The organism is Pseudomonas sp. NFACC08-1, from assembly GCF_900106735.1.
GTDB classification, from domain to species: domain Bacteria; phylum Pseudomonadota; class Gammaproteobacteria; order Pseudomonadales; family Pseudomonadaceae; genus Aquipseudomonas; species Aquipseudomonas fluorescens_Q.
Genome location: NZ_FNNL01000006.1, coordinates 45,222 through 70,728, shown reverse-complemented (window position 1 = coordinate 70,728; position 25,507 = coordinate 45,222). Strand labels below are relative to the sequence as shown.

Genomic DNA, 25,507 nt, shown 5'->3' with positions numbered 1-25,507 from the left:
GTTTTATCTACAACGAGTGACCTGAATCAACTGGTCCGAATGGTCAATAAACCGCCTGTCGCCCAACGCCAGGGGGCTTTTGACCAGCATAGACAATCAGGTCGCCACACCCGTTAGCCTGGAGTTCTACACATGCATCCCCGCGTCCTTGAGGTCACCGAACGGCTTATCGCCCGCAGCCGCGCCACGCGTCAGGCTTACCTTGCATTGATCCGTGGTGCAGCCAGCGACGGGCCGACGCGCGGCAAGCTGCAATGCGCCAACTTCGCCCACGGCGTGGCCGGTTGCGGCACCGAAGACAAACATCACCTGCGGATGATGAACGCCGCCAACATCGCCATCGTGTCTTCCTATAACGACATGCTCTCGGCCCACCAGCCTTACGAAACCTTCCCGGAACAGATCAAGAAAGCCCTGCGCGAGATCGGCTCGGTCGGCCAGTTCGCCGGTGGCACGCCAGCGATGTGCGACGGCGTGACCCAGGGCGAGGCGGGGATGGAACTGAGCCTGCCGAGTCGCGAAGTGATCGCGCTGTCCACGGCGGTGGCGTTGTCCCACAACATGTTCGATGGCGCGCTGATGCTCGGTATCTGCGACAAGATCGTCCCGGGCCTGATGATGGGCGCGCTGCGCTTCGGTCACTTGCCGACGATCTTTGTACCCGGCGGACCGATGGTGTCCGGCATCTCCAACAAGGAAAAAGCCGACGTTCGCCAGCGCTACGCCGAAGGCAAGGCCACCCGCGAAGAGCTGCTGGAATCGGAGATGAAGTCCTACCACAGCCCGGGCACCTGCACCTTCTACGGCACGGCCAATACCAACCAGTTGCTGATGGAAGTGATGGGCCTGCATTTGCCGGGCGCCTCGTTCGTCAACCCGAACACTCCACTGCGCGATGCCCTGACCCGTGAAGCGGCGTTCCAGGTCACGCGCATGACCAAGCAGAGCGGCAACTTCATGCCCATCGGCGAGATCGTCGACGAACGCTCGCTGGTCAACTCCATCGTTGCGCTGCACGCCACCGGCGGCTCCACCAACCACACCCTGCACATGCCGGCCATCGCCATGGCGGCGGGTATCCAGCTGACCTGGCAGGACATGGCCGACCTCTCCGAGGTGGTGCCGACCCTGAGTCATGTCTACCCGAACGGCAAGGCCGACATCAACCACTTCCAGGCGGCGGGCGGCATGTCGTTCCTGATCCGTGAATTGCTGGAAGCCGGTTTGCTCCACGAAAACGTCAACACCGTGCTCGGTCACGGCCTGAGCCGTTACACCCAGGAGCCGTTCCTCGAGGACGGCGAGCTGGTGTGGCGCGACGGCCCGATCGAAAGCCTCGACGAAAACATCCTGCGCCCGGTGGCCCGCGCGTTCTCGTCTGAAGGCGGCCTGCGGGTGATGGAAGGCAACCTGGGCCGTGGCGTGATGAAGGTCTCGGCTGTGGCCCTGGAAAACCAGGTCGTCGAAGCCCCGGCCATGGTCTTCCAGGATCAGCAGGACCTGGCTGATGCATTCAAGGCCGGCCTGCTGGAGAAAGACTTCGTCGCGGTGATGCGCTTCCAGGGCCCGCGCTCCAACGGCATGCCCGAGCTGCACAAGATGACGCCGTTCCTCGGCGTATTGCAGGACCGTGGCTTCAAAGTGGCGCTGGTGACCGACGGGCGCATGTCCGGTGCGTCGGGGAAAATCCCGGCGGCCATTCATGTCAGCCCCGAAGCTTATGTCGGTGGTGCGTTGGCCCGGGTGCAGGAGGGCGATATCATCCGCGTCGATGGCGTCAAAGGCACCTTGGAATTGAAGGTGGACGCCGAGGAATTCGCCGCGCGCACGCCGGCCAAGGGCCTGTTGGGCAACAACATCGGCACCGGCCGCGAGCTGTTCGGTTTCATGCGCATGGCCTTCAGCTCGGCGGAGCAGGGCGCCAGCGCCTTCACTTCTGCCCTGGAGACGCTTAATTGAAACTGGCTTTGGTCGGTGACATCGGTGGGACCAACGCACGCTTTGCGCTGTGGAAAAACCACGCCCTGGAAAACATCCAGGTGCTGGCAACAGCGGATTATGCCTGCCCGGAAGATGCCATCCAGGTGTACCTGAGTGGCCTGGGCCTGAAACCGGGCGCCATCGGTTCGGTGTGCCTGTCGGTGGCCGGTCCCGTGAGCGGCGATGAGTTTCGCTTTACCAACAATCACTGGCGCCTGAGCAACCTGGCGTTCTGCCAGACCTTGCAGGTGGAGAAGCTGTTGCTGGTCAACGATTTCTCGGCCATGGCCCTGGGCATGACTTGCTTGCGTCTCGATGAGTACCGGGTCGTATGCGAAGGCACTCCGGAGCCGTTGCGCCCGGCAGTGGTGATCGGCCCGGGTACCGGGCTGGGCGTTGGTACGTTGCTGGACTTGGGCGAAGGCCGTTTCGCCGCGTTGCCGGGGGAGGGCGGCCATGTCGACCTGCCCCTGAGCAGCCCGCGGGAAACCCAACTGTGGCAGCACATCTACAACGAGATCGGCCACGTCAGCGCCGAAACCGCCCTGAGCGGCAGCGGTTTGCCTCGGGTGTACCGGGCCATTTGCGCGGTGGACGGCCATGTGCCGGTGCTCGACACCCCCGAATCCATCACCGCCGCCGGCCTGGCTGGCGACCCCATTGCCCTGGAAGTGCTCGAGCAGTTCTGCCGCTGGCTGGGGCGCGTGGCCGGCAACAATGTGTTGACGTTGGGCGGGCGCGGCGGTGTCTACATCGTCGGTGGCGTGGTCCCGCGGTTTGCCGATTTCTTCCTCGAAAGCGGTTTCGCCCGTTGCTTCGCCGACAAGGGCTGCATGAGCGATTACTTCAAGGGCATTCCGGTCTGGCTGGTGACCGCGCCGTACCCCGGCCTGATGGGTGCGGGTGTGGCGTTGGAGCAATCCGCCGCCGCTTAAGGTTCGGTAGGTACTGTACTGTGGGAGCTAGCTTGCTCGCGATGACGGAGTGTCAGTCGCCATTGAGGTTGGCTGTTGCACCGCTATCGCGAGCAAGCCCGCTCCCACAGAGTTTTTGCAGTGTATTTGTAGGCCTTGTCCATCAGGCATAATCGCCCCAATCCAAACAACAAGGACGAGGCCCGTGAGTTCAGTAAACAAATCGATTTTGTTGGTCGACGACGACCAGGAGATTCGCGAACTGCTGGACACCTACCTCAGCCGTGCGGGGTTCCAGGTGCGGACCACGCCCGACGGCGCCGGGTTTCGCCAGGCGCTGAACGATGCGCCGAGCGACCTGGTGATCCTTGATGTGATGCTGCCCGATGAAGACGGCTTCAGCCTATGCCGCTGGGTTCGCCAACACCCACGCCAGGCTCATGTGCCCATCATCATGCTCACCGCCAGTTCCGACGAAGCCGACCGGGTCATCGGCCTTGAGCTGGGCGCCGATGATTACCTGGGCAAGCCTTTCAGCCCGCGTGAATTGCAGGCGCGCATCAAGGCACTGCTGCGCCGGGCGCAATTCGGCCAGGAACGCTCCGGCGGTGAAGTGCTGGCCTTCGATGAATGGCGGCTGGACATGGTCAGCCATCGGCTGTTCCACACCGACGGTGAAGAAGTGATTCTCTCCGGCGCCGACTTCGCCCTGCTCAAGCTGTTTCTCGATCATCCCCAGGAAATCCTCGACCGCGACACCATCGGCAATGCGACCCGTGGCCGTGAGCTGATGCCCCTGGACCGGATCGTCGACATGGCGGTCAGTCGTCTGCGTCAGCGCTTGCGTGACACCGATAAGCCGCCGCGGCTGATTCGCACGGTGCGTGGCAGCGGTTATCAGCTGGCGGCCAGTGTGGTTGCCAGCAATGGTCATTGACTGGATCAAAAAAGTCGCCCGACGGGTGCCGGTACCGCGCTCGCTGCTGGGACGGATGCTGCTGCTGACCTTGCTGGTGGTGCTGTTCGCCCAGACCTTGTCCAGCCTGATCTGGGTCTCGCAGTTGCGCGCCACCCAGCTCGAAGGCCTGGTCACCAGTGCCCGCAGCCTGGCCCATTCGATGACCGCCAGCGTCAGTTATTTGCGTTCGCTGCCGGTGGCGTACCGGCCATTGGTGCTGGACCAGTTGCGCAGCATGGGCGGTACGCGATTTGTCGTCACGCTCAACGACAAGCCCCTGGGCATGGACGTGCTGCCGATCACGCCGCGCAAACTGGCGGTGCTCAAGGCGGTGGACGATGTGTTGCGCCGGTCGTTGGGCAGTAACGCCGACATATCGGTGAATTTTGTCAGCCCCGACGACCTGCGAATTTTCAACGCTGGGCTCAAACTCGATGAACTGCCCCGTTCGTGGGCTCACTACGCCTTGACCCTGGAACCGGTGAACCCGCCGGTGCTGGTCACGCAGATCCAGATGGCGCCGGGGGAGTGGTTGTACATCGCCTCGCTGCTGCCCGAACCTTACACCAGCCTCGAAGAGCAGGACCTGCCTACGCAACAGGTGGGTTTCATCGTGCTTACCAGCAGCTTGTTATTGCTGTTCATCGGCTTGCTGGTGCACTGGCAGAGCCGACCGCTCAAGCGTTTGGCCCGGGCCGCGCGGGACATGTCCCTGGGTGCCGAAGTGGAGCCGGTGGCCGAGGGCGGCGGCAGCGAAGTGGTGGAAGTGGGGCGGGCGTTCAATGCCATGCGCGAACGCATCAGCCGCTACCTGACCGAACGTAGCCAGTTGTTCAGCGCGATTTCCCATGACTTGCGCACGCCCATCACCCGCTTGCGCTTGCGAGTCGAGCTGCTGGAAGACGAAAACCTGCAGGCCAAGTTTGGTCGTGACCTGGATGAGTTGGAGTTGTTGGTCAAAGGCGCGCTGCAATGCGTCAAGGACACCGACATCCACGAAAACATCGAACCGGTGGACCTCAATCATGTGCTCGATTGCCTGGTCGAACCTTACCTGGCGCCCAACGGCAACGGTCGGGTGACCCAGGATGGCCGGGCCCTGGCGCCGTATCCGGGCAAGCCACTGGCGCTCAAGCGCTGCATCGGCAACCTGATCGACAATGCCTTGAAATACGGACAGAACGCCCACCTGCACATCGATGACGATGAAACCGCCTTCATCCTGCACGTCGACGATGAAGGCCCCGGCGTGCCGGAACAGCGCCTGGAGCAAGTCTTCGAACCGCACTTTCGCCTGGCCGGGCAACAGCAGGGCTATGGCCTGGGCCTGGGCATCGCCCGCAATATCGCCCACAGCCATGGCGGCGAAGTGAGCCTGCAGAACCTGCGTGAAGGGGGGTTGCGGGTGACCCTGCAATTGCCTCGTTCAACTGACTGATCGTTCCCACGCTCTGCGTGGGGATGCCTCAACGGACGCTCTGCGTTCGGCTTTAAAGGGGATGCAGAGCGTCCCGGGCGGCATTCCCACGCGGGGGGAACGATCATCAATGTCACAAGTCGGTGACATAACTCGCGCCTTTCGTTACCTGCCACTCCTCATCCCTTGTTTAGACTCCCTGCGTCAAAACAACAAAAAAGGTACCACCCAATGGACACCTTCCAACCGGCCTTCAGCAGTTGGCTGAACGCCCCTGCCCACCAGCAATGGCTTGCCGACGAAGGCTTGCGGCTGCTGGCGTTCGCCAAGGCATCGAAGCTGGCGGACGGCTTTGGCAACCTGGACGAGCTGGGGCGCCTGCCGGCCAATGCACGGGCCGAAACCATGAACACCGCGCGCATGACCCACAGCTTTGCCATGGCCCACATCCAGGGGCTGCCGGGGTTTGCCGAGCTGGTGGATCACGGTGTCCAGGCGTTGAGCGGCCCCTTGCGCGACGCCGAGCACGGTGGCTGGTTTGCCACGACACGGCCTGATGAAGATGGCGCGGGCAAGGCGGCCTACTTGCATGCATTCGTTGCCCTGGCGGCCAGTTCCGCGGTGGTGGCCCAGCGGCCCGGCGCTGCGGCGTTGCTGGACGAAGCGGTGCGAATCATCGATGAGCATTTCTGGAGCGAAGAAGAGGGGGCACTGCGCGAATCCTTCAACCGCGACTGGACTGAGGAAGAGGCCTATCGCGGCGCCAACAGCAACATGCACGCCACCGAAGCGTTCCTGGCCCTGGCCGATGCCACCGACGACCCGCGCTGGCTGGCTCGCGCCCTGCACATCGTCGAACGGGTGATCCACGGCCATGCCGCCGCCAACGACTACCTGGTGGTGGAGCATTTCGATCGCCACTGGCAGCCGCTGCGCGAATATAACCAGGACAATCCTGCCGATGGTTTCCGTCCCTACGGCACCACCCCTGGCCACGGTTTCGAATGGGCGCGACTGCTGCTGCACCTTGAGGCGGCGCGCGTCCAGATCGGCATGCTGACCCCGGGTTGGCTGGCCCAGGACGCACAAAAACTCTTCGATCAGAACTGCCGCCACGGTTGGGGCGTCGACGGTGCGCCGGGCATTGTCTACACCCTGGATTGGGACAACCGCGCGGTGGTTCGCCATCGACTGCATTGGGTCCACGCCGAAGCGGCGGCCGCTGCCAGCGCCTTGCTCAAGCGCACCGACGAGGCGAAGTACGAAGCCTGGTATCGGCGCTTCTGGGAGTTCTGTGACAAACATTTCATCGATCGCTGCAACGGCAGCTGGCATCACGAACTCGATCCGCAAAACCGCCCCAGCGCCGACATCTGGCCAGGCAAGCCGGACCTGTATCACGCCTGGCAGGCGGTGTTGATTCCGCGCCTGCCCTTGGCACCGAGCATGGCGTCAGCCCTGGCGCGGTTATCCAGTCCTTCGCCTGTGTAACCATGTCGTGACATTTGCACGTCCCTTCGTTACCTGCGAAGGGATTCCCTCTGATTAGAATCCATGCAGCGCAAGCACCAGACTTGCATGCATAACAACAAGAAAGGTAATTCTAGATGAATGCGATTTCTCGCCTCGCTACTGTCATTTCTCTTGCTTCCCTGCTTCCCGTCGCAGCATTCCCTGTCAGCACCCTTGCCGCCGAATCCAAAGGTTCCGTGGAAGTCGTCCACTGGTGGACGTCGGGTGGTGAAAAAGCCGCGGTCGATGTGCTCAAGGCCCAGGTAGAAAAAGACGGCTTTACCTGGAAGGACGGCGCTGTCGCCGGTGGTGGCGGTTCCACTGCCATGACCGTGCTCAAGAGCCGTGCCGTGGCTGGTAACCCGCCTGGCGTCGCCCAGATCAAGGGCCCGGACATCCAGGAATGGGCGTCCACCGGGCTGCTCGACACCGACATCCTGAAAGATGTTGCCAAGGCCGAGAAGTGGGACAGCCTGCTCGACAAGAAAGTCTCCGATACCGTGAAGTACGACGGTGACTACGTCGCCGTGCCGGTGAACATCCACCGCGTCAACTGGCTGTGGATCAACCCGGAGGTCTTCAAGAAAGCCGGCATCACCAAGAACCCGACCACCCTCGAAGAATTCTATGCAGCCGGCGACAAGCTCAAGGCCGCGGGCTTCATTCCGCTCGCCCACGGTGGCCAGCCTTGGCAGGACAGCACCGTGTTCGAAGCCGTGGTGCTCTCGGTCATGGGCGCTGATGGCTACAAGAAAGCCCTGGTCGACCTGGACAACAAGGCCCTGACCGGTCCGGAGATGATCAAGGCACTGACCGAGCTGAAGAAAGTCGCGACCTACATGGACGCCGACGGCAAGGGCCAGGACTGGAACCTGGAAGCGGCCAAGGTCATCAATGGCAAGGCCGGCATGCAGATCATGGGTGACTGGGCCAAGAGCGAGTGGACCGCGGCGAAGAAAGTCGCCGGCAAGGACTACGAGTGCGTGGCCTTCCCGGGCACCGACAAGGCCTTCACCTACAACATCGACTCCCTGGCGGTGTTCAAGCAGAAAGACAAAGGCACTGCGGCCGGTCAGCAGGATATCGCCAAGGTCGTATTGGGCGAGAACTTCCAGAAAGTCTTCAGCATCAACAAAGGCTCGATCCCGGTTCGTAACGACATGCTGGCCGACATGGCCAAGTACGGTTTCGATTCCTGCGCCCAGACCGCTGCCAAGGACTTCCTGACGGACGCCAAGTCTGGCGGCCTGCAACCGAGCATGGCGCACAACATGGCGACCACGTTGGCGGTACAGGGTGCGTTCTTTGACGTGGTGACCAACTACATCAACGACCCGAAAGCCGACCCGGCCGATGCCGCCAAGAAACTCGGCGCTGCGGTTCAGTCTGCGAAGTAATTAGCGCCGCTTCCCTTGTGGGAGCTTTTGTGGTGAGGGGATTTAGCGAAACGTCGCACCGCCCCGATGGGTCGCGCAGCGGCCCCGAAAAGTCGCAATGGCGGAGTGTCAGAAACACCGCATGCAATGGCTTTGCGGCTGCTTCGCAGCCGATCGGGGATAAATCCCCTCGCCACAGAGCTCGCTCCCACAAAGGGATGCCCTTGTAACCTTGTTTTGGATCTTCCCATGAGTTCTGTTGCTGTGTTCAGCAAGGCCTCGCCGTTCGATGCATTGCAGCGCTGGCTACCAAAACTGGTGCTGGCGCCGAGCATGTTCATCGTCCTGGTGGGCTTCTATGGCTATATCTTGTGGACGTTCGTCCTGTCGTTCACCACTTCGACGTTCCTGCCGAACTACAAGTGGGCAGGCCTGGCGCAATATGCCCGGCTGATGGACAACGATCGCTGGTGGGTGGCGAGCAAGAACCTGGCATTGTTCGGCGGCCTGTTCATCGGTATCACCCTGGTGATCGGCGTGTTGCTGGCGGTGTTCCTTGACCAGCGCATTCGCCGCGAAGGTTTTATCCGCACGATTTACCTTTACCCGATGGCGCTCTCGATGATCGTCACCGGTACAGCCTGGAAATGGCTGCTCAACCCGGGCATGGGCCTGGACAAATTGTTGCGTGACTGGGGTTGGGAAGGCTTCCGCCTGGATTGGCTGATCGACCCGGATCGCGTGGTGTACTGCCTGGTGATCGCTGCGGTGTGGCAGGCCTCGGGCTTCATCATGGCGATGTTCCTGGCCGGCCTGCGGGGTGTCGATCAATCGATCATCCGTGCCGCGCAGATCGATGGCGCGAGCATGCCGCGCATCTACTGGAAAGTGGTGCTACCGAGCCTGCGCCCGGTGTTCTTCAGTGCCGTGATGATCCTGGCGCATATCGCGATCAAGAGCTTCGACCTGGTGGCCGCGATGACGGCCGGTGGCCCGGGTTATTCCTCCGACCTGCCAGCGATGTTCATGTACTCCTTCACCTTCAGTCGCGGCCAGATGGGCATGGGCTCGGCCAGTGCAATCCTGATGCTTGGTGCGATCCTCGCAATCATCGTGCCTTACCTGTACTCCGAGCTGAGGACCAAGCGTCATGACTAGTCTCGCTGCCAAACCTTCCATCAGCCTGAGTCGCATCGCCATCTACGCGGTGCTGATCCTCGCCGTATTGCTTTACCTGGTGCCGTTGGTGGTCATGCTGTTGACCAGCTTCAAGACGCCGGAAGACATCAGCACCGGCAACCTGCTGAGCTGGCCGACCGTGGTCAGCGGCATCGGCTGGGTCAAGGCCTGGGCCACGGTGGACGGCTACTTCTGGAACTCGATCAAGATCACCGTCCCGGCGGTGCTGATCTCCACCGCCATCGGTGCCTTGAACGGCTACGTGTTGTCGATGTGGCGTTTTCGCGGTTCGCAGTTGTTCTTCGGTCTGTTGCTGTTCGGGTGCTTCCTGCCGTTCCAGACCGTCCTGCTGCCGGCCTCGTTCACCCTCGGCAAGATGGGCCTGGCCAGCACCACCACGGGCCTGGTGTTCGTGCACGTGGTCTACGGCCTGGCATTCACCACGCTGTTCTTCCGCAACTACTACGTCAGCATTCCCGACGCGCTGGTCAAGGCTGCGCGGTTGGACGGTGCGGGGTTCTTCACCATTTTCCGGCGGATCATCCTGCCAATGTCCACCCCGATCATCATGGTCTGCCTGATCTGGCAGTTCACGCAGATCTGGAACGACTTCCTGTTCGGCGTGGTGTTCTCCAGCGGTGATTCGCAACCCATCACGGTAGCGCTGAACAACTTGGTCAACACCAGTACCGGGGCCAAGGAATACAACGTGGACATGGCGGCGGCGATGATCGCCGGGCTGCCGACCCTGCTGGTCTATGTGGTCGCAGGCAAGTATTTCGTGCGCGGCCTGACGGCCGGCGCAGTCAAGGGGTAATCATGGCAACGCTTGAACTTCGCAACGTAAACAAGACTTATGGCGCCGGCCTGCCGGACACCCTGAAGAACATCGAGTTGTCGATCAAGGACGGTGAGTTCCTGATCCTGGTCGGACCTTCGGGCTGTGGCAAGTCGACGCTGATGAACTGCATCGCCGGCCTCGAGACCATCACTGGCGGCGCGATCATGATCGGCGACCAGGATGTCAGCGGCATGAGCCCGAAAGATCGCGACATCGCCATGGTGTTCCAGTCCTACGCGCTGTACCCGACCATGAGCGTGCGCGAGAACATCGAGTTCGGCCTGAAAATCCGCAAGATGAACCAGGCCGCCATCGACGAAGAAGTCACCCGCGTGGCCAAGCTGCTGCAGATCGAACACCTGCTCAATCGCAAGCCCGGCCAGCTTTCCGGCGGCCAGCAACAGCGCGTGGCCATGGGCCGGGCGCTGGCGCGGCGGCCGAAGATCTACCTGTTCGACGAACCACTGTCCAACCTCGACGCCAAGCTGCGGGTCGAGATGCGCACCGAAATGAAACTGATGCACCAGCGCCTGAAGACCACCACGGTCTACGTGACCCACGACCAGATCGAAGCCATGACCCTGGGCGACAAAGTGGCGGTGATGAAGGACGGGATCATCCAGCAGTTCGGTACGCCGAAAGACATCTACACCAACCCGGCCAACCTGTTCGTGGCGAGCTTCATCGGTTCGCCACCGATGAACTTCATCCCGCTGCGCCTGCAACGCAAGGACGGTCGCCTGCTGGCGCTGCTCGACAGCGGCCAGGCCCGTTGCGAGTTGCCAATGGGTATGCAGGACGCCGGCCTGGAAGACCGCGAAGTGATCCTGGGCATGCGTCCGGAGCAGATCATGCTGGCAGGCAGCGAGCCCAACGGTTTGCCGACCATTCGCGCCGAAGTCCAGGTCACCGAGCCCACCGGGCCGGACACCCTGGTGTTCGTCAATCTCAACGACACCAAGGTCTGCTGCCGCCTGGCGCCGGACGTGGCACCGCAGCCGGGGGAAACCCTGACGCTGCAATTCGATCCGTCGAAGGTGCTGCTGTTCGACGCGCAGTCCGGTGAACGCCTGGGCGTGGCTGGCCAGCCGCAAGCCGATGCTCGGTCGGCGAACGTGGCGCAGTTCAAAGGCCGATGAAGAACAAATGAGGGAGTCAACGTGCTCCCACAAAGAAGGAGTATGCGGTGAGTGGGGGACCACCCGCCGCAATCGTTGTAAACCGCGTTAGATAAAAACAGTTAATAACAATAAAGACGAGGATGTAGGGATGAAGAAGAAAAATAACGCCCAGCTTATCTGCCAGTTGTCAGCCGTTGCGGCGATGATGCTGGCCGGTAGCGCACAGGCTGCCGACGCCTTCAGCGCCGATTCGCCGTGGATGACGGGTGACTGGGGTGGTAAGCGTACCGAGCTGATCGAGCAGGGTATCGACATCAAGGCCGACTACGTCGGTGAAGTCGGTGGCAACCTGCATGGCGGCTACAACAACGACAAGACCGCGCGTTATTCCGACCAGTTTGGCCTGGGCGTGGCGCTGGACCTGGAAAAGCTGTGGGGTTGGGATAACACCCAGGCCAAGATCCAGCTCACCAACCGTAACGGTGAAAACATTTCCAACGACCGTGTCGGCGACCCGCGTGCCGGCACCTTGAGTTCTTCCCAGGAAGTCTACGGCCGTGGCCACATGGTCCGTCTGACCCAGTTGTGGATCAAGCACCAGTTCCTCGACGGCAAGCTGGACGTCAAGGCCGGTTACTTCGGCGAAGGCGAAGACTTCAACACCTTCCCTTGTGAATTCCAGAACCTGGCCTTCTGCGGTTCCCAAGTGGGTAACTGGGCGACCGGCATCTGGTACAACTGGCCCGTCAGCCAGGCCGCGATCCGCGTGAAGTACAACCTCACGCCTGAGTTCTATGCGCAGATCGGCGCATACAACCAGAACCCCTCGCAACTGGAACACGGCAACGGCTTCAAACTCAGCGGCAGTGGTACCAAGGGCACCGTGATTCCGGTCGAATTGGTCTGGTCGCCGAAGGTCAACAACCTGCCGGGTGAGTACCGTGTGGGTTACTACAAGAGCACGGCCGATGCCAATGACGTCCGTGAAGACGACAACGGTGACGATGCCGCGACCACCCTTAACGCCTATCGCAGCCACGATAGCAAGCACGGCTACTGGTTCGTGGCACAGCAACAACTGACCACGCACAACGGTGACGCGTCCCGCGGCCTGAACATCGCCGCCAACGCGACCTTCCACGATAAGGACACCAACATCGTCGACAACTACCAGTCGCTGATGTTCGTGTACAAGGGGCCCTTCGATGCGCGTCCAAAAGATGACATCGGCATCGGTTTTTCCCGCATCCATGTCAACGAAGACGTGAAGAAAAACGCCGAGCTGACCAACGCGGCCAATGGTGTCACCGATTACAACGATCCGCTGTTCGCACCGTTGCGTAGCACTGAGTACAACTACGAACTCAACTACGGTGTCCACGTTACCAACTGGCTGACTGTGCGTCCTAACCTGCAATACATCACTCACCCGGGCGGTGTGGATGAAGTCGACAACGCGCTGGTGGCCGGCCTGAAAATTCAGTCGGTGTTCTAACGCTGTTGCGATAAGCTCCTCTCTATGTGCGCATATTTGCGGACGGCCATGGCTGTCCGCTTTTTTTTGGGGAGCATAGGGTCAGTGCGAAGCCTGTGGCGAGGGAGCTTGCTCCCGCTGGGTTGCGAAGCGACCCCAAAACCATTCACTGCGGTGCGTCAGCCAGACCGCATTTGCCTCGTTTACGACTGCTTCGCAGTCGAGCGGGAGCAAGCTCCCTCGCCACAAAATAGTGTCGTACATAGTTGAGTATTCAATGATCTCCAGGACCGCGGCCCATGCATGAGCATCCGCTACAACGCTTTTTCAGATCCTTGCGCGAACGCCCGGTGTTCGCGTGGGAGCGCTATCGGCAGCGCGATGTGTTGGTGATCGATCACCCGTTGTGCCAGGCGGTGTTCAGTCGCCAGGGCGCACAGTTGCTGCATTTTCAGCCCAAAGGCCAGAAGCCCTGGTTGTGGTGCGCGGCCAAGTGGCCGCAAGTCGGTGCGATACGCGGCGGGGTACCGGTGTGCTGGCCTTGGTATGGTCGGCATCCCAGCGAAAATGCCTGGCCGTCCCATGGTTGGGCGCGGCTGATCGATTGGAAACTGCTCGACAGCCGCAGTGATGACGAGGGCGTACACCTGCATTGGCAGTTGCAACTGTGCGACTGGCAGGTGGACCTGCATGCCGATCTGGGTGAAAGGATGGAACTGCGCTTGAGCACCGAGCACCAGGACAGCCTGCCATGCCAGTTGAGCCAGGCCTTGCACGCCTATTGGCGTATTGGTGATGTCGGTGAGGTAGCGCTGTCTGGCCTGGAGGGCGCACAGGGCTACGACCAGTTGAACCGTGCGGTTTGCCAGCAGGAAGGCGAGTTGCGGGTCGAGGGCGGTTGCCAGCGGGTGTTCCAGCATGAGGGGGAATTGCAGCTCAAGGACCACGCCTGGCAGCGCGAACTGCGCATCGACACCGGCGACAGCGCCGACACCGTGGTCTGGCATCCCGGCGCGCGACCGTTGCTGGGGGTGAGTTGGGATGAGGTCAGTGAATTCGTCTGCGTCGAAGCGGCCAGTGGCGGCACCGACAGCCTGTGCCTGGCGCCGGGGGAGCGGGCGCACCTGAGTTTGCAGGCACGGATGGGGGCTTAACTCTGGATCGTTCCCACGCGGAGTGGGAACGATCAGGCAGCGAGGCTTCTGGATCGGTTCAGTTGAACTCATCCCCCACCGGATACCGGCTGGCATTCAGACTTTCCTTGATCTTGCGCAGATGCGGCTGGAAGTCCACGCCCCGACGCAGGGTCATGCCGGTGGCGAGCACGTCCAGTACGGTGAGCTGGATGATCCGTGAGGTCATCGGCATATAGATATCAGTGTCTTCGGGCAGGGGGATGTTCAGGCTCAAGGTGCTGGCCTTGGCCAGTGGCGAGCCTTCGGCGGTCAGGCCCAGCACCGACGCGCCGTTTTCCCGGGCGATGCGCGCCACTTCCACCAGCTCACGGGTACGACCGGTGTAGGAAATGATCACGAACAGTTCACCTGTATGGGCCACGGACGCGATCATGCGCTGCATCAGTACGTCGGCGTGCGCGGTCACTGCCAGGTTGAAGCGGAAAAACTTGTGCTGGGCATCCAACGCTACCGGGGCGGAGGCGCCGAGACCGAAGAAGTGGATCTGCCGGGCCTGGATCAGCAGGTCCACGGCGCGACTGATCAAATTGGGATCAAGGGCCTGGCAGGCGCTGTCCAATGAGGCAATGGCACTGCCAAAGATTTTCCGGGTATAGGCTTCCGGGTTGTCGTCGGCTTCCACCGCACGGCTCACATAAGCAGCGCCACTGGCCAGGCTTTGGGCCAGTTGCAGCTTGAGTTCCGGGTAACCGCTGACGCCGAACGAGCGGCAGAAACGGTTGACGGTCGGTTCACTGACCGAGGCCGCCTGGGCGAGGGCGGCGATGCTGAAGCGGGTCGCCTGCTGCGGGTTGAGCAGGATGATCTCGGCCACCTTGCGTTCGGCCTTGTTCAGGTCTTCAAGGCGACTCTGGATCTGTTCCAGTAAATTTCGCACGCGGTCCATACAAGATTCCTAGGAAGACGGGTCTTTGATACGACCCTTTGCGGTGGCCTATCCTACTGATGGCTCCGACGGACCACCACTCGGAATCGGTGTTTTCGAAAAATGTTGTGGTTATTACTACATTTTTCCTTGAGTGATACCTTGAAAAAAGGTATTTGTAGTTTAACTTGATAAAAGAACAAACATCATGCCTTCGATTACGGTTGAACCGTGCACCTTTGCCTTGTTCGGCGCGTTGGGCGATCTGGCCTTGCGCAAGCTCTTTCCTGCCCTGTATCAGCTCGATGGCGCCCAATTGTTGCACGAGGACACGCGAATCATTGCGCTGGCCCGTGAACCCGGCGGCGAGCAGCAGCACCTGGCGTTCATCGCCGCCGAACTGCGTCGCTACGTCGGTGAAAAAGACCTGGACGAAGCCGTACTCGAGCGCTTCCTGGCACGATTGACCTACCTGCACGTGGATTTCCTCAAGGCCGACGATTACGTCGCCTTGGCCGAAGCAGCCGGTTCGACCCAACAGGTCATTGCCTATTTCGCCACCCCAGCGGCGGTGTATGGGGCGATCTGCGAGAACCTGGCGAAGGTTGGCTTGAGCGAAAACACCCGTGTCGTGCTGGAGAAGCCCATCGGCTCGGACCTGGAGTCTTCGCGCAAGGTCAACGACGCCGTGGCGCAGTTCTTCCCGGAAAACCGTACCTATCGCATCGACCATTACCTGGGCAAAGAGACGGTCCAGAACCTGATCGCGCTGCGGTTTGCCAACAGCCTGTTCGAAACCCAGTGGAACCAGAATTACATTTCCCACGTGGAAATCACCGTGGCCGAGAAGGTCGGTATCGAAGGCCGCTGGGGCTATTTCGACAAGGCTGGCCAACTGCGGGACATGATCCAGAACCACCTGTTGCAGTTGCTGTGCCTGATCGCCATGGACCCACCGGCCGACTTGTCTGCCGACAGCATCCGTGACGAGAAGGTCAAGGTGCTCAAGGCACTGGCGCCGATCAGCCCGGAAGGCCTGACCACCCAGGTGGTGCGCGGCCAGTACATCGCCGGCCACAGCGAGGGCAAGTCGGTGCCTGGCTACCTCGAAGAACCCAACTCCAACACCCAGAGCGACACCGAGACGTTCGTCGCCCTGCGCGCCGACATCCGCAACTGGCGCTGGGCCGGGGTGCCATTTTACCTGCGTACCGGCAAGCGCATGCCGCAAAAGCTGTCGCAGATCGTCATTCACTTCAAGGAACCGTCCCACTACATCTTCGCGCCCGAGCAGCGCTTGCAGATCAGCAACAAGCTGATCATCCGCCTGCAACCGGACGAAGGGATTTCCTTGCGCGTGATGACCAAGGAGCAAGGCCTGGACAAGGGCATGCAATTGCGCAGCGGTCCGCTGCAACTCAACTTCTCCGATACCTATCGCAGCGCGCGGATACCCGATGCCTACGAGCGGTTGTTGCTGGAAGTCATGAACGGCAATCAGAACCTGTTTGTCCGTAAAGATGAAATTGAAGCCGCGTGGACGTGGTGTGACCAGTTGATCGCCGGATGGAAGAAATCCGGCGATGCGCCCAAGCCGTATGCGGCTGGGTCCTGGGGGCCGATGAGCTCCATTGCACTGATCACGCGGGATGGGAGGTCATGGTATGGCGATATCTGAAGTGAAACTGCCGCAGGGCGTTAGCGCCCATGAGTTCAAGAACCCGGTGGTGCTGGCCGAAGGGCTGGCGCTGAACGTGGCCGAGCAATTGCGCAATGCAATCGACGCACGCGGTGCGGCGACCCTGGTGGTCTCCGGTGGCCGCAGCCCGGTGGCGTTTTTCCAGCACCTGGCCAAGCAGGCGCTGGACTGGTCCAAAGTGGTGGTCAGCCTGGCCGATGAGCGCTGGGTTCCGGTTGAACACGTCGACAGCAACGCCGGCCTGCTCAAGCGTTACCTGCTGCAAGGCGCGGCGGCCAAGGCCCAGTTCCTGAGCCTCTACAGCGCCAGCAGCAACCTGGAAGCGGCTGCCGAACAGGCGGATCGCTTGCTGGCCGAGCTGCCGCCCATCGACGTGCTGGTCTTGGGCATGGGCGATGACGGACACACCGCCTCGCTGTTCCCTGGCAGCCCGAACCTGGCCCAGGCACTGGATGCCAATGGCACACGTCGCTGCTGGCCGATGCTGGCGCCGACCGTGCCGCACCAGCGCTTGACCATGAGCCGCGCCTTGCTGGCTTCGGCGCAACACAAAGTGTTGTCGATTTCCGGTCAGTCGAAATTGACCACCTTGAACGCTGCGGTGGCAGGTGACGATGTCGCCAAAATGCCGATCCGCGCGTTCTTGCAACCTACGTTAGAGATTTACTGGTGCCCATGAACCAAGGATCAGCCGCTATGACAAACCCATCCCCGACCGTTTCCATGGCGGACAAAGTTGCCCTGATCGACAGCCTCTGCGCCAAGGCGCGGATCCTGCCGGTGATCACCATCGCCCGTGAACAGGACATCCTGCCACTGGCCGATGCCCTGGCTGCCGGTGGCCTGACGGCGCTGGAAGTGACACTGCGTTCCCAATACGGCCTCAAGGCCATCCAGGTGCTGCGTGAGCAGCGTCCGGAACTGGTGACCGGTGCCGGCACGGTGCTTGACCGTCACATGCTGGACGCCGCCGAGGCCGCCGGTTCGCAGTTCATCGTCACTCCGGGCATCACCCGTGATCTGCTCGAGGCCAGCGTCTACAGCCCTATCCCGCTGCTGCCCGGCATCAGCAACGCCTCGGGCATCATGGAAGGCTACAGCCTGGGCTATCGTCGCTTCAAACTGTTCCCGGCCGAAGTCAGCGGCGGCGTCGCGGCCATCAAGGCCTTGGGTGGCCCGTTTGGCGAAGTGAAATTCTGCCCGACCGGCGGCGTGAGCCCGGCCAACATCAAGAGCTACATGGCGTTGAAAAACGTGATGTGCGTGGGCGGAAGCTGGATGCTTGATCCTGAATGGATCAAGAACGGCGACTGGGCCCGCATTCAGGAATGCACCGCCGAGGCCTTGGCACTGCTGGACTGATTGTTTTACCGAACCTCGTTGGGTGTTCTACGGTTTTACGGTGCGCTTGGTCGGCGCGCCGTTTTTTTTTGCCCGGGTTTTTATGGCAGCACAAAATTCCGGTGGCGAGGGAGCTTGCTCCCGCTGGGGTGCGCAGCGGCCCTGGAGTCCGGCGACGCAGTGGATCAGGTTGATTGAGTGAGCTTGAGAGGGGGCTGCTGCGCAGCCCAGCGGGAGCAAGCTCCCTCGCCACAAAAGCTCAAAAGCTCAACTATGTTCGGCTCAGATGGATCAGTGCCTGGGTCAACCGCTCGATATCACTCGCCAAGGTCATCAATCCTGGGGTAATGCGGATGCACGGTCCGACGCTGGTATTGCGTACCACGGTGAAGATCCCATGGTCGTTGAGCAATCGATCGGCCATCGCCCGTTGATCGGCCTGGGCGGTGAAGCGCATCGCGGTGATCCCGCAATAGAGACGCCGGTCATCCGGAGTCATGACTTCGATGCCCGGCACATCGCGCACGGCGCTCACCCACAGGTCACGCAGATAACAGAGGCGCGCGCCTTTGGCCGAAGCGCCACCCAGGGCCTGGTGTTCTTCGAAGACCAGCGGCAGGGTGAGCAAGGCAGGGATGTTGGGTGTGCTGTGGGGCGTGCGCGAGCGGACGTCGGTGGCGGGGTAGCTGCCTTCGTCCATGTCCGGGTCGATGTCGGCCAAGCGCTGCGGGGCGATGTACAGAAACCCCTGGGAGAGGGGCCCGCCGATCCACTTCTGCAGGTTGAAACCGGCGAATTCGATCCCGAGCTTCTTCAGGTCGAAATCGATCTGGCCCAGGGCATGGGCACCGTCGAGGATGATATCGACGGCGAACTCGCGGGCACTCTCGGCAATGGCCTGGACCGGCATCACCAGTCCGGTGAGATGGTTGACGTAAGTCAGCGCCATCAACTTGATGCGAGGGTAGCGAATGAACGCTTCGCGATAAGTGCCCACCAGGCTTTCGAAACTGGCAGGGTGCTGGTGGACGATCTCGATTACCTCCACGCCACGCTGGCGGGCCAGCCAGCGCACTGCGCTCTTGACCGAGGCATATTCCAGGTCACAGATCAGCACTTGATCGCCTGGCTTGAGGCCGTTGTAGTTGCGAATCAGCGTCTGCAAGGCATCCACCGCGCTACCGGCCAATGCCACGCTCTGGGGGGATGCGTGGATCAGCCGGGCCACCTGTCGACGAATGGCTTCGCCGTGTTCACGGTCGAAATGCTGGCGCACGTACACCGAGTTGCCCCGGTTGATGAACTCGATGTTGCGCTGGTACTCCTCCACCACGGTGCGGGACATACGCCCGAAGTAACCGTTTTCCAGGTTGAGCGGCCCGGCGGGATCGACGTCGTAGCGGCCGACAAACGTCTGCCAGAAAGCTTCATCATGGGCGCGTAGTGTGTTTTCGGGCATGACAGGGGGCTCAACTGGTCAGGGGCGAGGCTTGGGTTTGCCGTGTTTGGCACGCAAGGGATCGAGCAGGTCCGACAGCCCGTTGTGATCGATTTCCTGCATCAGTGCCAGCAAACCCCCCAGTTCACCGTGAGGAAAACCCTCGCGGGCGAACCAGTTCAGGTATTGACCGGGCAGGTCAGCCAGGATTCGACCCTTGTATTTGCCGAACGGCATTTGACGCGTGATGAGCAATTCGAGCTTTTCCGGGTTCATGGCAATCGTCTGATTCAAATCTGCCTCGAAAATACAGGCATTCTGCATGCAGGCCAAATGACAGATCATGCAAATAACGCGGATAGAGTTTTCTTGTTTTTTGTTAACTGACTGATTTTAAAGGAAATTAACGAGATTCTTTGACTGGCATGGCCGATGCAACATCCCTTGCAGGTTTTTTATTCACCAAGCAAAGGAACTGAAAAATGACTGACATCAACAAAGAATCCATCTCCGTCTTGAACGACCTGATCGAGACCAGCAAAGATGGCCAGGAAGGCTTCAAGACCTGCGCTGAAGACATCAAGCATCCAGAACTCAAGGATCTGTTCGTCAAGCGTGCCGCCGATTGCGCGACTGCGGCAGCCGAGCTGCAAGCGGCCGTACGTTCCTTGGGCGGCGATCCGGAAACCTCCACCAGCGTTGCCGGTGACCTGCACCGTCGTTGGGTCGACGTGAAATCCATGTTCACCGGCAAGGATGAAGAAGCCGTGCTCAACGAAGCCGAGCGTGGCGAAGACCATGCGCTCAAGGCTTACAAAGAGGCGCTGGAAAAAATCACCAAGCACAACCTGGTCGGTATTCGTGACCTGGTCGAGCGTCAGTACCATGGCGTTCAACGCAACCATGATCAGGTCAAGGCCCTGCGTAACCAGGCGCGCGCCAGCTAAACACGGGTCCTGACCTGAAAAAACGCCAGCTTGCCTGGCGTTTTTTCATGGGAGGCTATTCAGATCGAAAGTGAACACCGTTGTGGCGAGGGGATTTATCCCCGTTGGGGCTGCGAAGCAGCCCCAAACCAGCCCCACTCAATACACCTGATATACCGAGGTGTCGGTTTTAGGGGCTGCTGCGCAGCCCAGCGGGGATAAATCCCCTCGCCACAAAAGCGTTCTCTTCAGCCCTGTCGATGCTGCAATGATTCCCTTCAACTGAGTATCTGGCCTGAAAGAGTGTGTTGTTGAATTCGCCAGAAATCACCTCTGGACTCGCATAGTTAGCTAGCTAATAATTGGCGCCTGCCAACCACCCCATATTGCATCTATCGTTATTGCGTCCCCCAGAAGAGCCTCTTACGTGCCCATTACCTTCCAGGCCTTGTTTGCCCCCGACCGTCTCGCTTTGCAGTTCGCTATCAAGACGGTGCTTGGCGCTGGGCTGGCGTTGTGGCTGGCGCTGCGCTGGGGGCTGGAGCAGCCGTCATGGGCGCTGATGACCGCGATCATCGTCGCCCAGCCACTGTCCGGGATGGTGGTGCAGAAGGGGTTGGCACGATTGGTCGGCACGCTGGTAGGCACCGTCATGTCGGTGGTGTTCATGGGCCTGTTTGCCCAGGCGCCCTGGTTGTTCCTGCTGGCCTTGGCGCTCTGGCTGGGGTTGTGCACAGCCTGTTCGACGTTGCTGCGCAGCGCCTGGTCGTATTCGTTCGTGCTGGCCGGTTACACGGTGGCGATCATTGCCTTGCCGGCCATTTCCCATCCGCTGGGTGTGTTCGACCAGGCGGTGGCGCGTTGCACCGAGATCAGCCTGGGCATTGTCTGCGCCACGGCGGCCAGTGCCTTGCTCTGGCCGTTGCGGGTCGAGCGGCAACTGGCCGGTCAGGCCCTTGCTGCCTGGCAGAGCGGCATGCAGGCCGCCCGTGCGACCCTGGCTGGTGATGTCCAGGCGCGAAAAGGGTTGCTGGAAATTCTGGGCAGGATCGTCGCGGTGGATGCCCAGCGCGAACATGCCTGGTTCGAAGGCAGCCGTGGCCGACAGCGAGCCCGGGCCATCAGCGGCTTGAGCCAGAAATTGCTGATGCTGCTGCGCCTTTCGCGCTCGGTGCGGCGGCAGTGGAAACAGCTCGATCCCGAGGAGGCCGAGGCTCTCCAGCCATGGATGAACGAGGTACAGCAGGCCCTCGACGCCGACAGTGCGACCCTGCAAGCCTTGCGCCCCCGGGTATGGAATGCGTCTCACGATTCGCAGATCAGCTCGGCGCAAAGCTACTGCCTGGCGCGGTTCGCCTTGTTGCTCGATACCGCCCTGGCCGCCTGCGCAGCCCTGACGGCGGTGCAGGAGGGCCGGGAGGCGGCGGATCCACCGCGAACCCTGGCGCCTCATCGTGATCTGTCCCTGGCCATGGTCTTTGGTGCTCGCAGCGCGCTGGCGTTCCTGGCGGTGGCCTGTTTCTGGCTGGCGACAGCCTGGCCCGCCGCTTCGGGCGCGTTGGTGCTGACGTGCGTGGTGTGCAGCCTGTTTGCCAGTCGCGAAAACGGCGCGCAGATCGGCATGAGTTTTCTACGGGGCATTCTGTTGGCCGTGCCGACGGCGTTCGTGATCGGTGAGCTCCTGCTCCCGCAATGGAGCAGTTTCGCGATGCTCTGCATGGCCATGGGCGTGCCGTTGTTTTTCGGCGCGCTGGGTATGGCCAAGCCGCAGATATTCGCCACGGCGACGTCGTTCTGCCTGCATTTCGTGGTGTTGATCTCACCGCTCAATGCCATGAAGTACGACGTCGCGGCGTTCTTCAACAACGCCCAGGCCATGATGATTGGCGTGGGCGCTGCGGTACTGGCCTTCAATCTGCTGATTTTGCGCAACCCGGCCTGGCACAGCCGCCGCCTGCTGGCCGCGACCCTCCACGATCTGGTGCGCCTGACCCATCGCAGCCTGCGTGGCGCCGAGAGCTGGTTCGGCGGGCGCATGGCCGACCGGCTGCTGCAACTGGCGCGGCATTACCCTGAATTGCCGGTGCAGGCGCGCAGCCGCTGGGATGATGGTTTGCTTGGCCTGGACATTGGCGATGAACTGTTGCATTTGCGCCTGAGCCTGGCCGTCGCCCAAGTGCCTGATACCCGGGCTCAGCGTCGTTATTTCGAAGCGCTGGAACAGGTGCTCGAACACGGCCCGACCGGTGACCAGGCCGATGCGCTGGCCCCAGCGAGCGCCGAGTTCCTGAAAGTCTTGTCGACCCAGCCGCCCGGTGATGCATTGAAGCTGGCCCAGGGCGCGGTGGTGCAATTGCAAAACAGCTGGCGCGCCTGGTGCCACCAGCACGAACCTGAACGACGGGAGCACAGCCATGGGCTTGCGTGAGTGGTCGATTGGCGGGGTGTTGCTTAGCCCGTTCCTGATTTATGTGGTGCTGGCGTTGCTGGTGACCGGTGCGTTGCGCCTGTTGCTCAGCCTGGTGCCGGCCGGGCGCTGGATCTGGCATGAAGCCTTGTTCGACTGCGCCCTGTATGTCTGTGTCCTGACCGTTATTACCGTGGTCCTCGGGCCGCTATAGGAGTTGAACATGCGTACATCCGTACGTGTCGCCGTCACGCTGTGCATGGTGGCCGTGGCGATCTTCGCCGGGTTTCACTTGTGGCAGTACTACATGCTCACACCCTGGACCCGCGATGCGCGGATCCGCGCCGACGTAGTGGTGATTGCACCCGACGTGTCGGGTTGGGTGCGCGAGCTCAAGGCGGTGGATAACCAGCAGGTCAAGGCCGGCGATGTGTTGCTGAATATCGACCGTGAGCGTTTCGAGGCGGCCCTGGAGAAGGCTCGGGCGGTGGTGCAGACGCGTCAGCAGCAACTGAGCTTGCGCGAGCACGAAGCCAGCCGCCGCGCCGCCCTTGGGCCTCAGGCCATCAGCGCCGAGCTGCGGGAAAACGCCCAGATCAACGCCGGCATCGCCCGAGGCGAACTGCGCGAAGCCCAGGCCGAGGCCAAGGTCGCCGAACTGAACCTGGCGCGCAGCCAGGTCCTGGCCCCACGCAACGGCCACATCACCAACCTGCGCCTGGCCGAAGGCAACTACGTGAATGCCGGGCAGCCGGTGATGGCGCTGATCGACGACTCGACGTTCTATGTGCAGGCCTATTTCGAAGAAACCAAGCTGCCGAGGATCCGCGTAGGCGATCCGGTCAAGATCTGGCTGATGAGCGCCGGCCATGCGCTGGAGGGCCATGTCGAAAGCATCAGCCGTGGCATTACCGACCGCAACACCAATCCCGATGCGCAGTTGCTGGCGGAGGTTGAGCCGACCTTCAACTGGGTGCGCCTGGCCCAGCGGATACCGGTGCGGATCAAGTTGGACAAGGTGCCGGAGGGTGTGAACCTGAGCGCCGGGATGACGGCGAGCGTGCAGGTGCGTGAAGACCATCAGTAATTGCCGCGCCGCGTTCCCTGTGGCGAGGGAGCTTGCTCCCGCTGGGGGCGAAGCCCCCCAAAAAAGCCACCGCATTTGAACTGCTCAAACGCGGTCGCTTTTTTTACGACGGCTTCGCCGCCGAGCGGGAGCAAGCTCCCTCGCCACAAGTGAGTTTGAATCAACCGACGGTGATCGCCGGCAACGTCGGCAAGGTCACGGTCTGCTGCTTGCGCGGTGCGAGGATTTCGGCCTCGCCGTCCACCACCAGCTCGTCGCGCTGGTTGAACACACGTGTGGCGATGCGCACACGGAATTTCGGCAGTTTTTCCAGGATCTCCAGGCGCACGGTCAGGGTGTCGCCGATTTTCACCGGTTTCTGGAAGCTCATCTGCTGGCCGATATAGATCGTGCCCGGCCCAGGCAACTCGCAGGCTACCGCCGCGCTGATCAGCGCACCGCTGAACATGCCATGGGCGATGCGCTCCTTGAACATGCTCGCGGCGGCGAACTCGGCGTCCAGGTGCACCGGGTTGTGATCGCCCGACATCGCGGCGAACAGCTGGATGTCACGCTCTTCGACAGTCTTGCTGTAGCTGGCGGTCTGGCCGATTTCGAGGGCTTCGTAAGGGGTGTTGGTAACCTGGGTCATTTGTTTCAAATCCTGTGAAGGAGTAAAGGATAAATGCTGCAAGCCTACTCGCTGCGTGGCGGCCGCTTGTGGCTCAGGGCCTGGGCAATCCAGGCCAGCACGTCGGCGGTCACTTCATCGCGGTTGGTTTCATTGAACAGTTCGTGTCGGGCCTGCGGATAAATCGTCAATTGCAGGTGCCGGATGCCGGCGTCACGCAAGGCGTCGGCCAGATCCTTCAGACGCTTGCCTTCGCTCACCGGATCACATTCGCCACCGATCACCAGCAGGGGCAGGCCCGGATCGATCTGGGCGAGATTGGACGCTTTGCTGATTTGCTGCAACCCGCCGAGCAGGTCGACCCACAGTTGATTGGTGCAGCGAAAGCCACACAGCGGGTCGTGGACGTACTTGTCGACTTCGACCGGGTCGCGGCTGAGCCAGTCGAAGGGGGTGCGCGTGGGTTTGAATTTCTTGTTGAAGCTGCCGAACGACAGCCACTCGATCAACGCGCTGCGCCCCGTGGCACCCTGGCGCCAGCGTTCGAAGCGGGCGATCAGGCGAGCGCTGCGGTAGAGCGTCACCGGCTGAAAGTTCGAGCCGCTGAGAATCGCCCCGTGCAGGCTGGCGCTGTGATGCAATAGGTAACCCTGGGCGATGTAGCTGCCCATGCTGTGACCCAGCAGCAGGATGGGGGTATCGGGATATTGCTGGACGATATGGTGGTTGAGGCTGGCCAGGTCGCCCACGACCTTGGTCCAGCCGTCCTCGTCGGCAAAATGGCCGAGAATCGCTTCCTCGCCGCTCTTGCCATGGCCGCGCAGGTCCACAGCGCAGACACCATAGCCTTCGTCGCACAGTGCCTGGGCCAGGCGGGCGTAGCGGCCGCTGTGTTCGGCCATGCCGTGAGCCAGCATGATCACCGCCAAAGGGGCGGTTTCGGGCAGCCACTGGTTGACGAACAGGCGGCTGTGGTCGGTCGCGGTCAGCCAGAACGTTTGGTGGATCATGGCGATTCCTTTGCACAAAGTCAGACGCAGCGTCGCTGCATTGTATAGCGCATCCGCTGCGTCTCGCCTGATCAGGCTATGCCATGGCAAGAAGATTCACACAATCTATGACGCAGGTTGCCATATTTGCCTGATTGGCCATAGCTGCTAGTGTCC

General features: G+C 61.4%; 23 protein-coding genes. 18 read left to right on the top strand and 5 right to left on the bottom strand.

The genetic code is table 11. The annotated features are described in order from the left end of the window. Positions 1 to 132 precede the first annotated feature (132 nt). The 11 genes from edd (at position 133) to BLU76_RS14025 (ending at position 13,926) form a co-directional block, all read left to right on the top strand. Positions 133 to 1,959 carry a phosphogluconate dehydratase gene (edd, locus tag BLU76_RS14075; protein ID WP_092223154.1) on the top strand — a complete coding sequence of 609 codons (1,827 nt, stop codon included), beginning with the start codon at positions 133 to 135 and terminating at the stop codon, positions 1,957 to 1,959. Then, positions 1,956 to 2,915, top strand: coding sequence for a glucokinase (locus tag BLU76_RS14070; RefSeq protein WP_092223150.1), 960 nt, complete (start codon positions 1,956 to 1,958; stop codon positions 2,913 to 2,915). Before edd ends, BLU76_RS14070 begins: the two co-directional genes overlap by 4 nt. Before the next feature lie 184 nt (positions 2,916 to 3,099). Then, positions 3,100 to 3,831 carry a response regulator gene (locus BLU76_RS14065; RefSeq protein ID WP_003184616.1) on the top strand — a complete coding sequence of 244 codons (732 nt, stop codon included), beginning with the start codon at positions 3,100 to 3,102 and terminating at the stop codon, positions 3,829 to 3,831. Continuing rightward, complete coding sequence (locus tag BLU76_RS14060; protein ID WP_092144238.1) at positions 3,821 to 5,290, top strand: ATP-binding protein; 1,470 nt, start codon at positions 3,821 to 3,823, stop codon at positions 5,288 to 5,290. Before BLU76_RS14065 ends, BLU76_RS14060 begins: the two co-directional genes overlap by 11 nt. Before the next feature lie 210 nt (positions 5,291 to 5,500). After that, positions 5,501 to 6,760 carry a D-mannose isomerase gene (locus tag BLU76_RS14055; protein ID WP_092223148.1) on the top strand — a complete coding sequence of 420 codons (1,260 nt, stop codon included), beginning with the start codon at positions 5,501 to 5,503 and terminating at the stop codon, positions 6,758 to 6,760. A 116-nt stretch (positions 6,761 to 6,876) separates the two neighbouring features. Beyond that, positions 6,877 to 8,178, top strand: a complete 1,302-nt coding sequence (locus BLU76_RS14050; protein WP_092223146.1) for an ABC transporter substrate-binding protein — start codon at positions 6,877 to 6,879, stop codon at positions 8,176 to 8,178. Positions 8,179 to 8,406: 228 nt separating this feature from the next. Next, positions 8,407 to 9,315, top strand: a complete 909-nt coding sequence (locus BLU76_RS14045) for a carbohydrate ABC transporter permease (RefSeq protein WP_003198535.1) — start codon at positions 8,407 to 8,409, stop codon at positions 9,313 to 9,315. Continuing rightward, entirely contained in the window at positions 9,308 to 10,153 is an 846-nt protein-coding gene (locus tag BLU76_RS14040; protein WP_003198539.1) for a carbohydrate ABC transporter permease, read from the top strand. Before BLU76_RS14045 ends, BLU76_RS14040 begins: the two co-directional genes overlap by 8 nt. A gap of 2 nt (positions 10,154 to 10,155) precedes the next feature. Next, positions 10,156 to 11,316 carry an ABC transporter ATP-binding protein gene (locus BLU76_RS14035; protein WP_072348860.1) on the top strand — a complete coding sequence of 387 codons (1,161 nt, stop codon included), beginning with the start codon at positions 10,156 to 10,158 and terminating at the stop codon, positions 11,314 to 11,316. Positions 11,317 to 11,446: 130 nt separating this feature from the next. After that, entirely contained in the window at positions 11,447 to 12,793 is a 1,347-nt protein-coding gene (locus BLU76_RS14030; RefSeq protein ID WP_092144244.1) for a carbohydrate porin, read from the top strand. A gap of 278 nt (positions 12,794 to 13,071) precedes the next feature. Continuing rightward, entirely contained in the window at positions 13,072 to 13,926 is an 855-nt protein-coding gene (locus tag BLU76_RS14025; RefSeq protein WP_092223144.1) for a D-hexose-6-phosphate mutarotase, read from the top strand. A 58-nt stretch (positions 13,927 to 13,984) separates the two neighbouring features. Here BLU76_RS14025 and BLU76_RS14020 read toward each other — a convergent pair whose 3' ends face one another. Next, a complete protein-coding gene (locus BLU76_RS14020; protein WP_170842276.1) occupies positions 13,985 to 14,845 on the bottom strand; it encodes a MurR/RpiR family transcriptional regulator in 861 nt (286 codons plus the stop codon). Positions 14,846 to 15,041: 196 nt separating this feature from the next. Between BLU76_RS14020 and zwf the strand changes: the two genes are divergently transcribed. Genes zwf through BLU76_RS14005 form a run of 3 tightly spaced genes read left to right on the top strand, consistent with a single transcriptional unit; the run spans position 15,042 to position 17,894 of the window. Further along, on the top strand, positions 15,042 to 16,511 hold the full coding sequence (gene zwf / locus BLU76_RS14015) for a glucose-6-phosphate dehydrogenase (protein ID WP_060738865.1): 1,470 nt from the start codon (positions 15,042 to 15,044) through the stop codon (positions 16,509 to 16,511). Beyond that, positions 16,498 to 17,211, top strand: coding sequence for a 6-phosphogluconolactonase (gene pgl, locus BLU76_RS14010; protein ID WP_092223142.1), 714 nt, complete (start codon positions 16,498 to 16,500; stop codon positions 17,209 to 17,211). The genes zwf and pgl overlap by 14 nt, the downstream gene beginning before the upstream one ends. Positions 17,212 to 17,228: 17 nt before the next feature. Further along, positions 17,229 to 17,894, top strand: coding sequence for a bifunctional 4-hydroxy-2-oxoglutarate aldolase/2-dehydro-3-deoxy-phosphogluconate aldolase (locus BLU76_RS14005; RefSeq protein WP_013692437.1), 666 nt, complete (start codon positions 17,229 to 17,231; stop codon positions 17,892 to 17,894). A 250-nt stretch (positions 17,895 to 18,144) separates the two neighbouring features. Here BLU76_RS14005 and BLU76_RS14000 read toward each other — a convergent pair whose 3' ends face one another. Then, the gene (locus BLU76_RS14000) at positions 18,145 to 19,332 is read right to left on the bottom strand and encodes an aminotransferase class V-fold PLP-dependent enzyme (protein WP_092223139.1); all 1,188 of its coding nucleotides are present in this window, start codon (positions 19,330 to 19,332) and stop codon (positions 18,145 to 18,147) included. Between the two features lie 18 nt (positions 19,333 to 19,350). Continuing rightward, positions 19,351 to 19,587, bottom strand: a complete 237-nt coding sequence (locus tag BLU76_RS13995) for a DUF3820 family protein (RefSeq protein ID WP_014336924.1) — start codon at positions 19,585 to 19,587, stop codon at positions 19,351 to 19,353. A 206-nt stretch (positions 19,588 to 19,793) separates the two neighbouring features. Between BLU76_RS13995 and BLU76_RS13990 the strand changes: the two genes are divergently transcribed. The 4 genes from BLU76_RS13990 (at position 19,794) to BLU76_RS13975 (ending at position 23,731) form a co-directional block, all read left to right on the top strand. Beyond that, complete coding sequence (locus BLU76_RS13990) at positions 19,794 to 20,258, top strand: PA2169 family four-helix-bundle protein (RefSeq protein WP_063322630.1); 465 nt, start codon at positions 19,794 to 19,796, stop codon at positions 20,256 to 20,258. A gap of 406 nt (positions 20,259 to 20,664) precedes the next feature. Then, entirely contained in the window at positions 20,665 to 22,665 is a 2,001-nt protein-coding gene (locus BLU76_RS13985) for an FUSC family protein (protein WP_092144252.1), read from the top strand. After that, complete coding sequence (locus BLU76_RS13980) at positions 22,652 to 22,858, top strand: DUF1656 domain-containing protein (RefSeq protein WP_003198565.1); 207 nt, start codon at positions 22,652 to 22,654, stop codon at positions 22,856 to 22,858. Before BLU76_RS13985 ends, BLU76_RS13980 begins: the two co-directional genes overlap by 14 nt. A 9-nt stretch (positions 22,859 to 22,867) precedes the next feature. Beyond that, on the top strand, positions 22,868 to 23,731 hold the full coding sequence (locus BLU76_RS13975) for an efflux RND transporter periplasmic adaptor subunit (protein ID WP_092144254.1): 864 nt from the start codon (positions 22,868 to 22,870) through the stop codon (positions 23,729 to 23,731). Positions 23,732 to 23,891: 160 nt separating this feature from the next. On the opposite strand, the gene BLU76_RS13970 is transcribed toward BLU76_RS13975, so the two are convergent. Beyond that, positions 23,892 to 24,362 (bottom strand): MaoC family dehydratase, encoded by a 471-nt coding sequence (locus BLU76_RS13970; RefSeq protein ID WP_014336929.1) that lies wholly within the window; start codon positions 24,360 to 24,362, stop codon positions 23,892 to 23,894. 44 nt (positions 24,363 to 24,406) lie between these two features. Further along, positions 24,407 to 25,351, bottom strand: coding sequence for an alpha/beta hydrolase (locus tag BLU76_RS13965; protein WP_092144256.1), 945 nt, complete (start codon positions 25,349 to 25,351; stop codon positions 24,407 to 24,409). Positions 25,352 to 25,507 lie beyond the last annotated feature (156 nt).

Excerpts from the sequence above, each read along its gene's own strand:
- BLU76_RS14035 (WP_072348860.1), top strand. The coding sequence starts at position 10,156 with ATGGCAACGCTTGAACTTCGCAACGTAAACAAGACTTATGGCGCCGGC.
- BLU76_RS14000 (WP_092223139.1), bottom strand. The coding sequence starts at position 19,332 with ATGCCCGAAAACACACTACGCGCCCATGATGAAGCTTTCTGGCAGACG.
- BLU76_RS14060 (WP_092144238.1), top strand. The coding sequence starts at position 3,821 with ATGGTCATTGACTGGATCAAAAAAGTCGCCCGACGGGTGCCGGTACCG.
- BLU76_RS14055 (WP_092223148.1), top strand. The coding sequence starts at position 5,501 with ATGGACACCTTCCAACCGGCCTTCAGCAGTTGGCTGAACGCCCCTGCC.
- BLU76_RS14030 (WP_092144244.1), top strand. The coding sequence starts at position 11,447 with ATGAAGAAGAAAAATAACGCCCAGCTTATCTGCCAGTTGTCAGCCGTT.
- BLU76_RS13990 (WP_063322630.1), top strand. The coding sequence starts at position 19,794 with ATGACTGACATCAACAAAGAATCCATCTCCGTCTTGAACGACCTGATC.
- BLU76_RS14025 (WP_092223144.1), top strand. The coding sequence starts at position 13,072 with ATGCATGAGCATCCGCTACAACGCTTTTTCAGATCCTTGCGCGAACGC.
- zwf (WP_060738865.1), top strand. The coding sequence starts at position 15,042 with ATGCCTTCGATTACGGTTGAACCGTGCACCTTTGCCTTGTTCGGCGCG.
- BLU76_RS13975 (WP_092144254.1), top strand. The coding sequence starts at position 22,868 with ATGCGTACATCCGTACGTGTCGCCGTCACGCTGTGCATGGTGGCCGTG.
- pgl (WP_092223142.1), top strand. The coding sequence starts at position 16,498 with ATGGCGATATCTGAAGTGAAACTGCCGCAGGGCGTTAGCGCCCATGAG.
- BLU76_RS14050 (WP_092223146.1), top strand. The coding sequence starts at position 6,877 with ATGAATGCGATTTCTCGCCTCGCTACTGTCATTTCTCTTGCTTCCCTG.
- BLU76_RS14040 (WP_003198539.1), top strand. The coding sequence starts at position 9,308 with ATGACTAGTCTCGCTGCCAAACCTTCCATCAGCCTGAGTCGCATCGCC.
- BLU76_RS14045 (WP_003198535.1), top strand. The coding sequence starts at position 8,407 with ATGAGTTCTGTTGCTGTGTTCAGCAAGGCCTCGCCGTTCGATGCATTG.
- edd (WP_092223154.1), top strand. The coding sequence starts at position 133 with ATGCATCCCCGCGTCCTTGAGGTCACCGAACGGCTTATCGCCCGCAGC.
- BLU76_RS13980 (WP_003198565.1), top strand. The coding sequence starts at position 22,652 with ATGGGCTTGCGTGAGTGGTCGATTGGCGGGGTGTTGCTTAGCCCGTTC.
- BLU76_RS13995 (WP_014336924.1), bottom strand. The coding sequence starts at position 19,587 with ATGAACCCGGAAAAGCTCGAATTGCTCATCACGCGTCAAATGCCGTTC.
- BLU76_RS13965 (WP_092144256.1), bottom strand. The coding sequence starts at position 25,351 with ATGATCCACCAAACGTTCTGGCTGACCGCGACCGACCACAGCCGCCTG.
- BLU76_RS14005 (WP_013692437.1), top strand. The coding sequence starts at position 17,229 with ATGACAAACCCATCCCCGACCGTTTCCATGGCGGACAAAGTTGCCCTG.
- BLU76_RS13970 (WP_014336929.1), bottom strand. The coding sequence starts at position 24,362 with ATGACCCAGGTTACCAACACCCCTTACGAAGCCCTCGAAATCGGCCAG.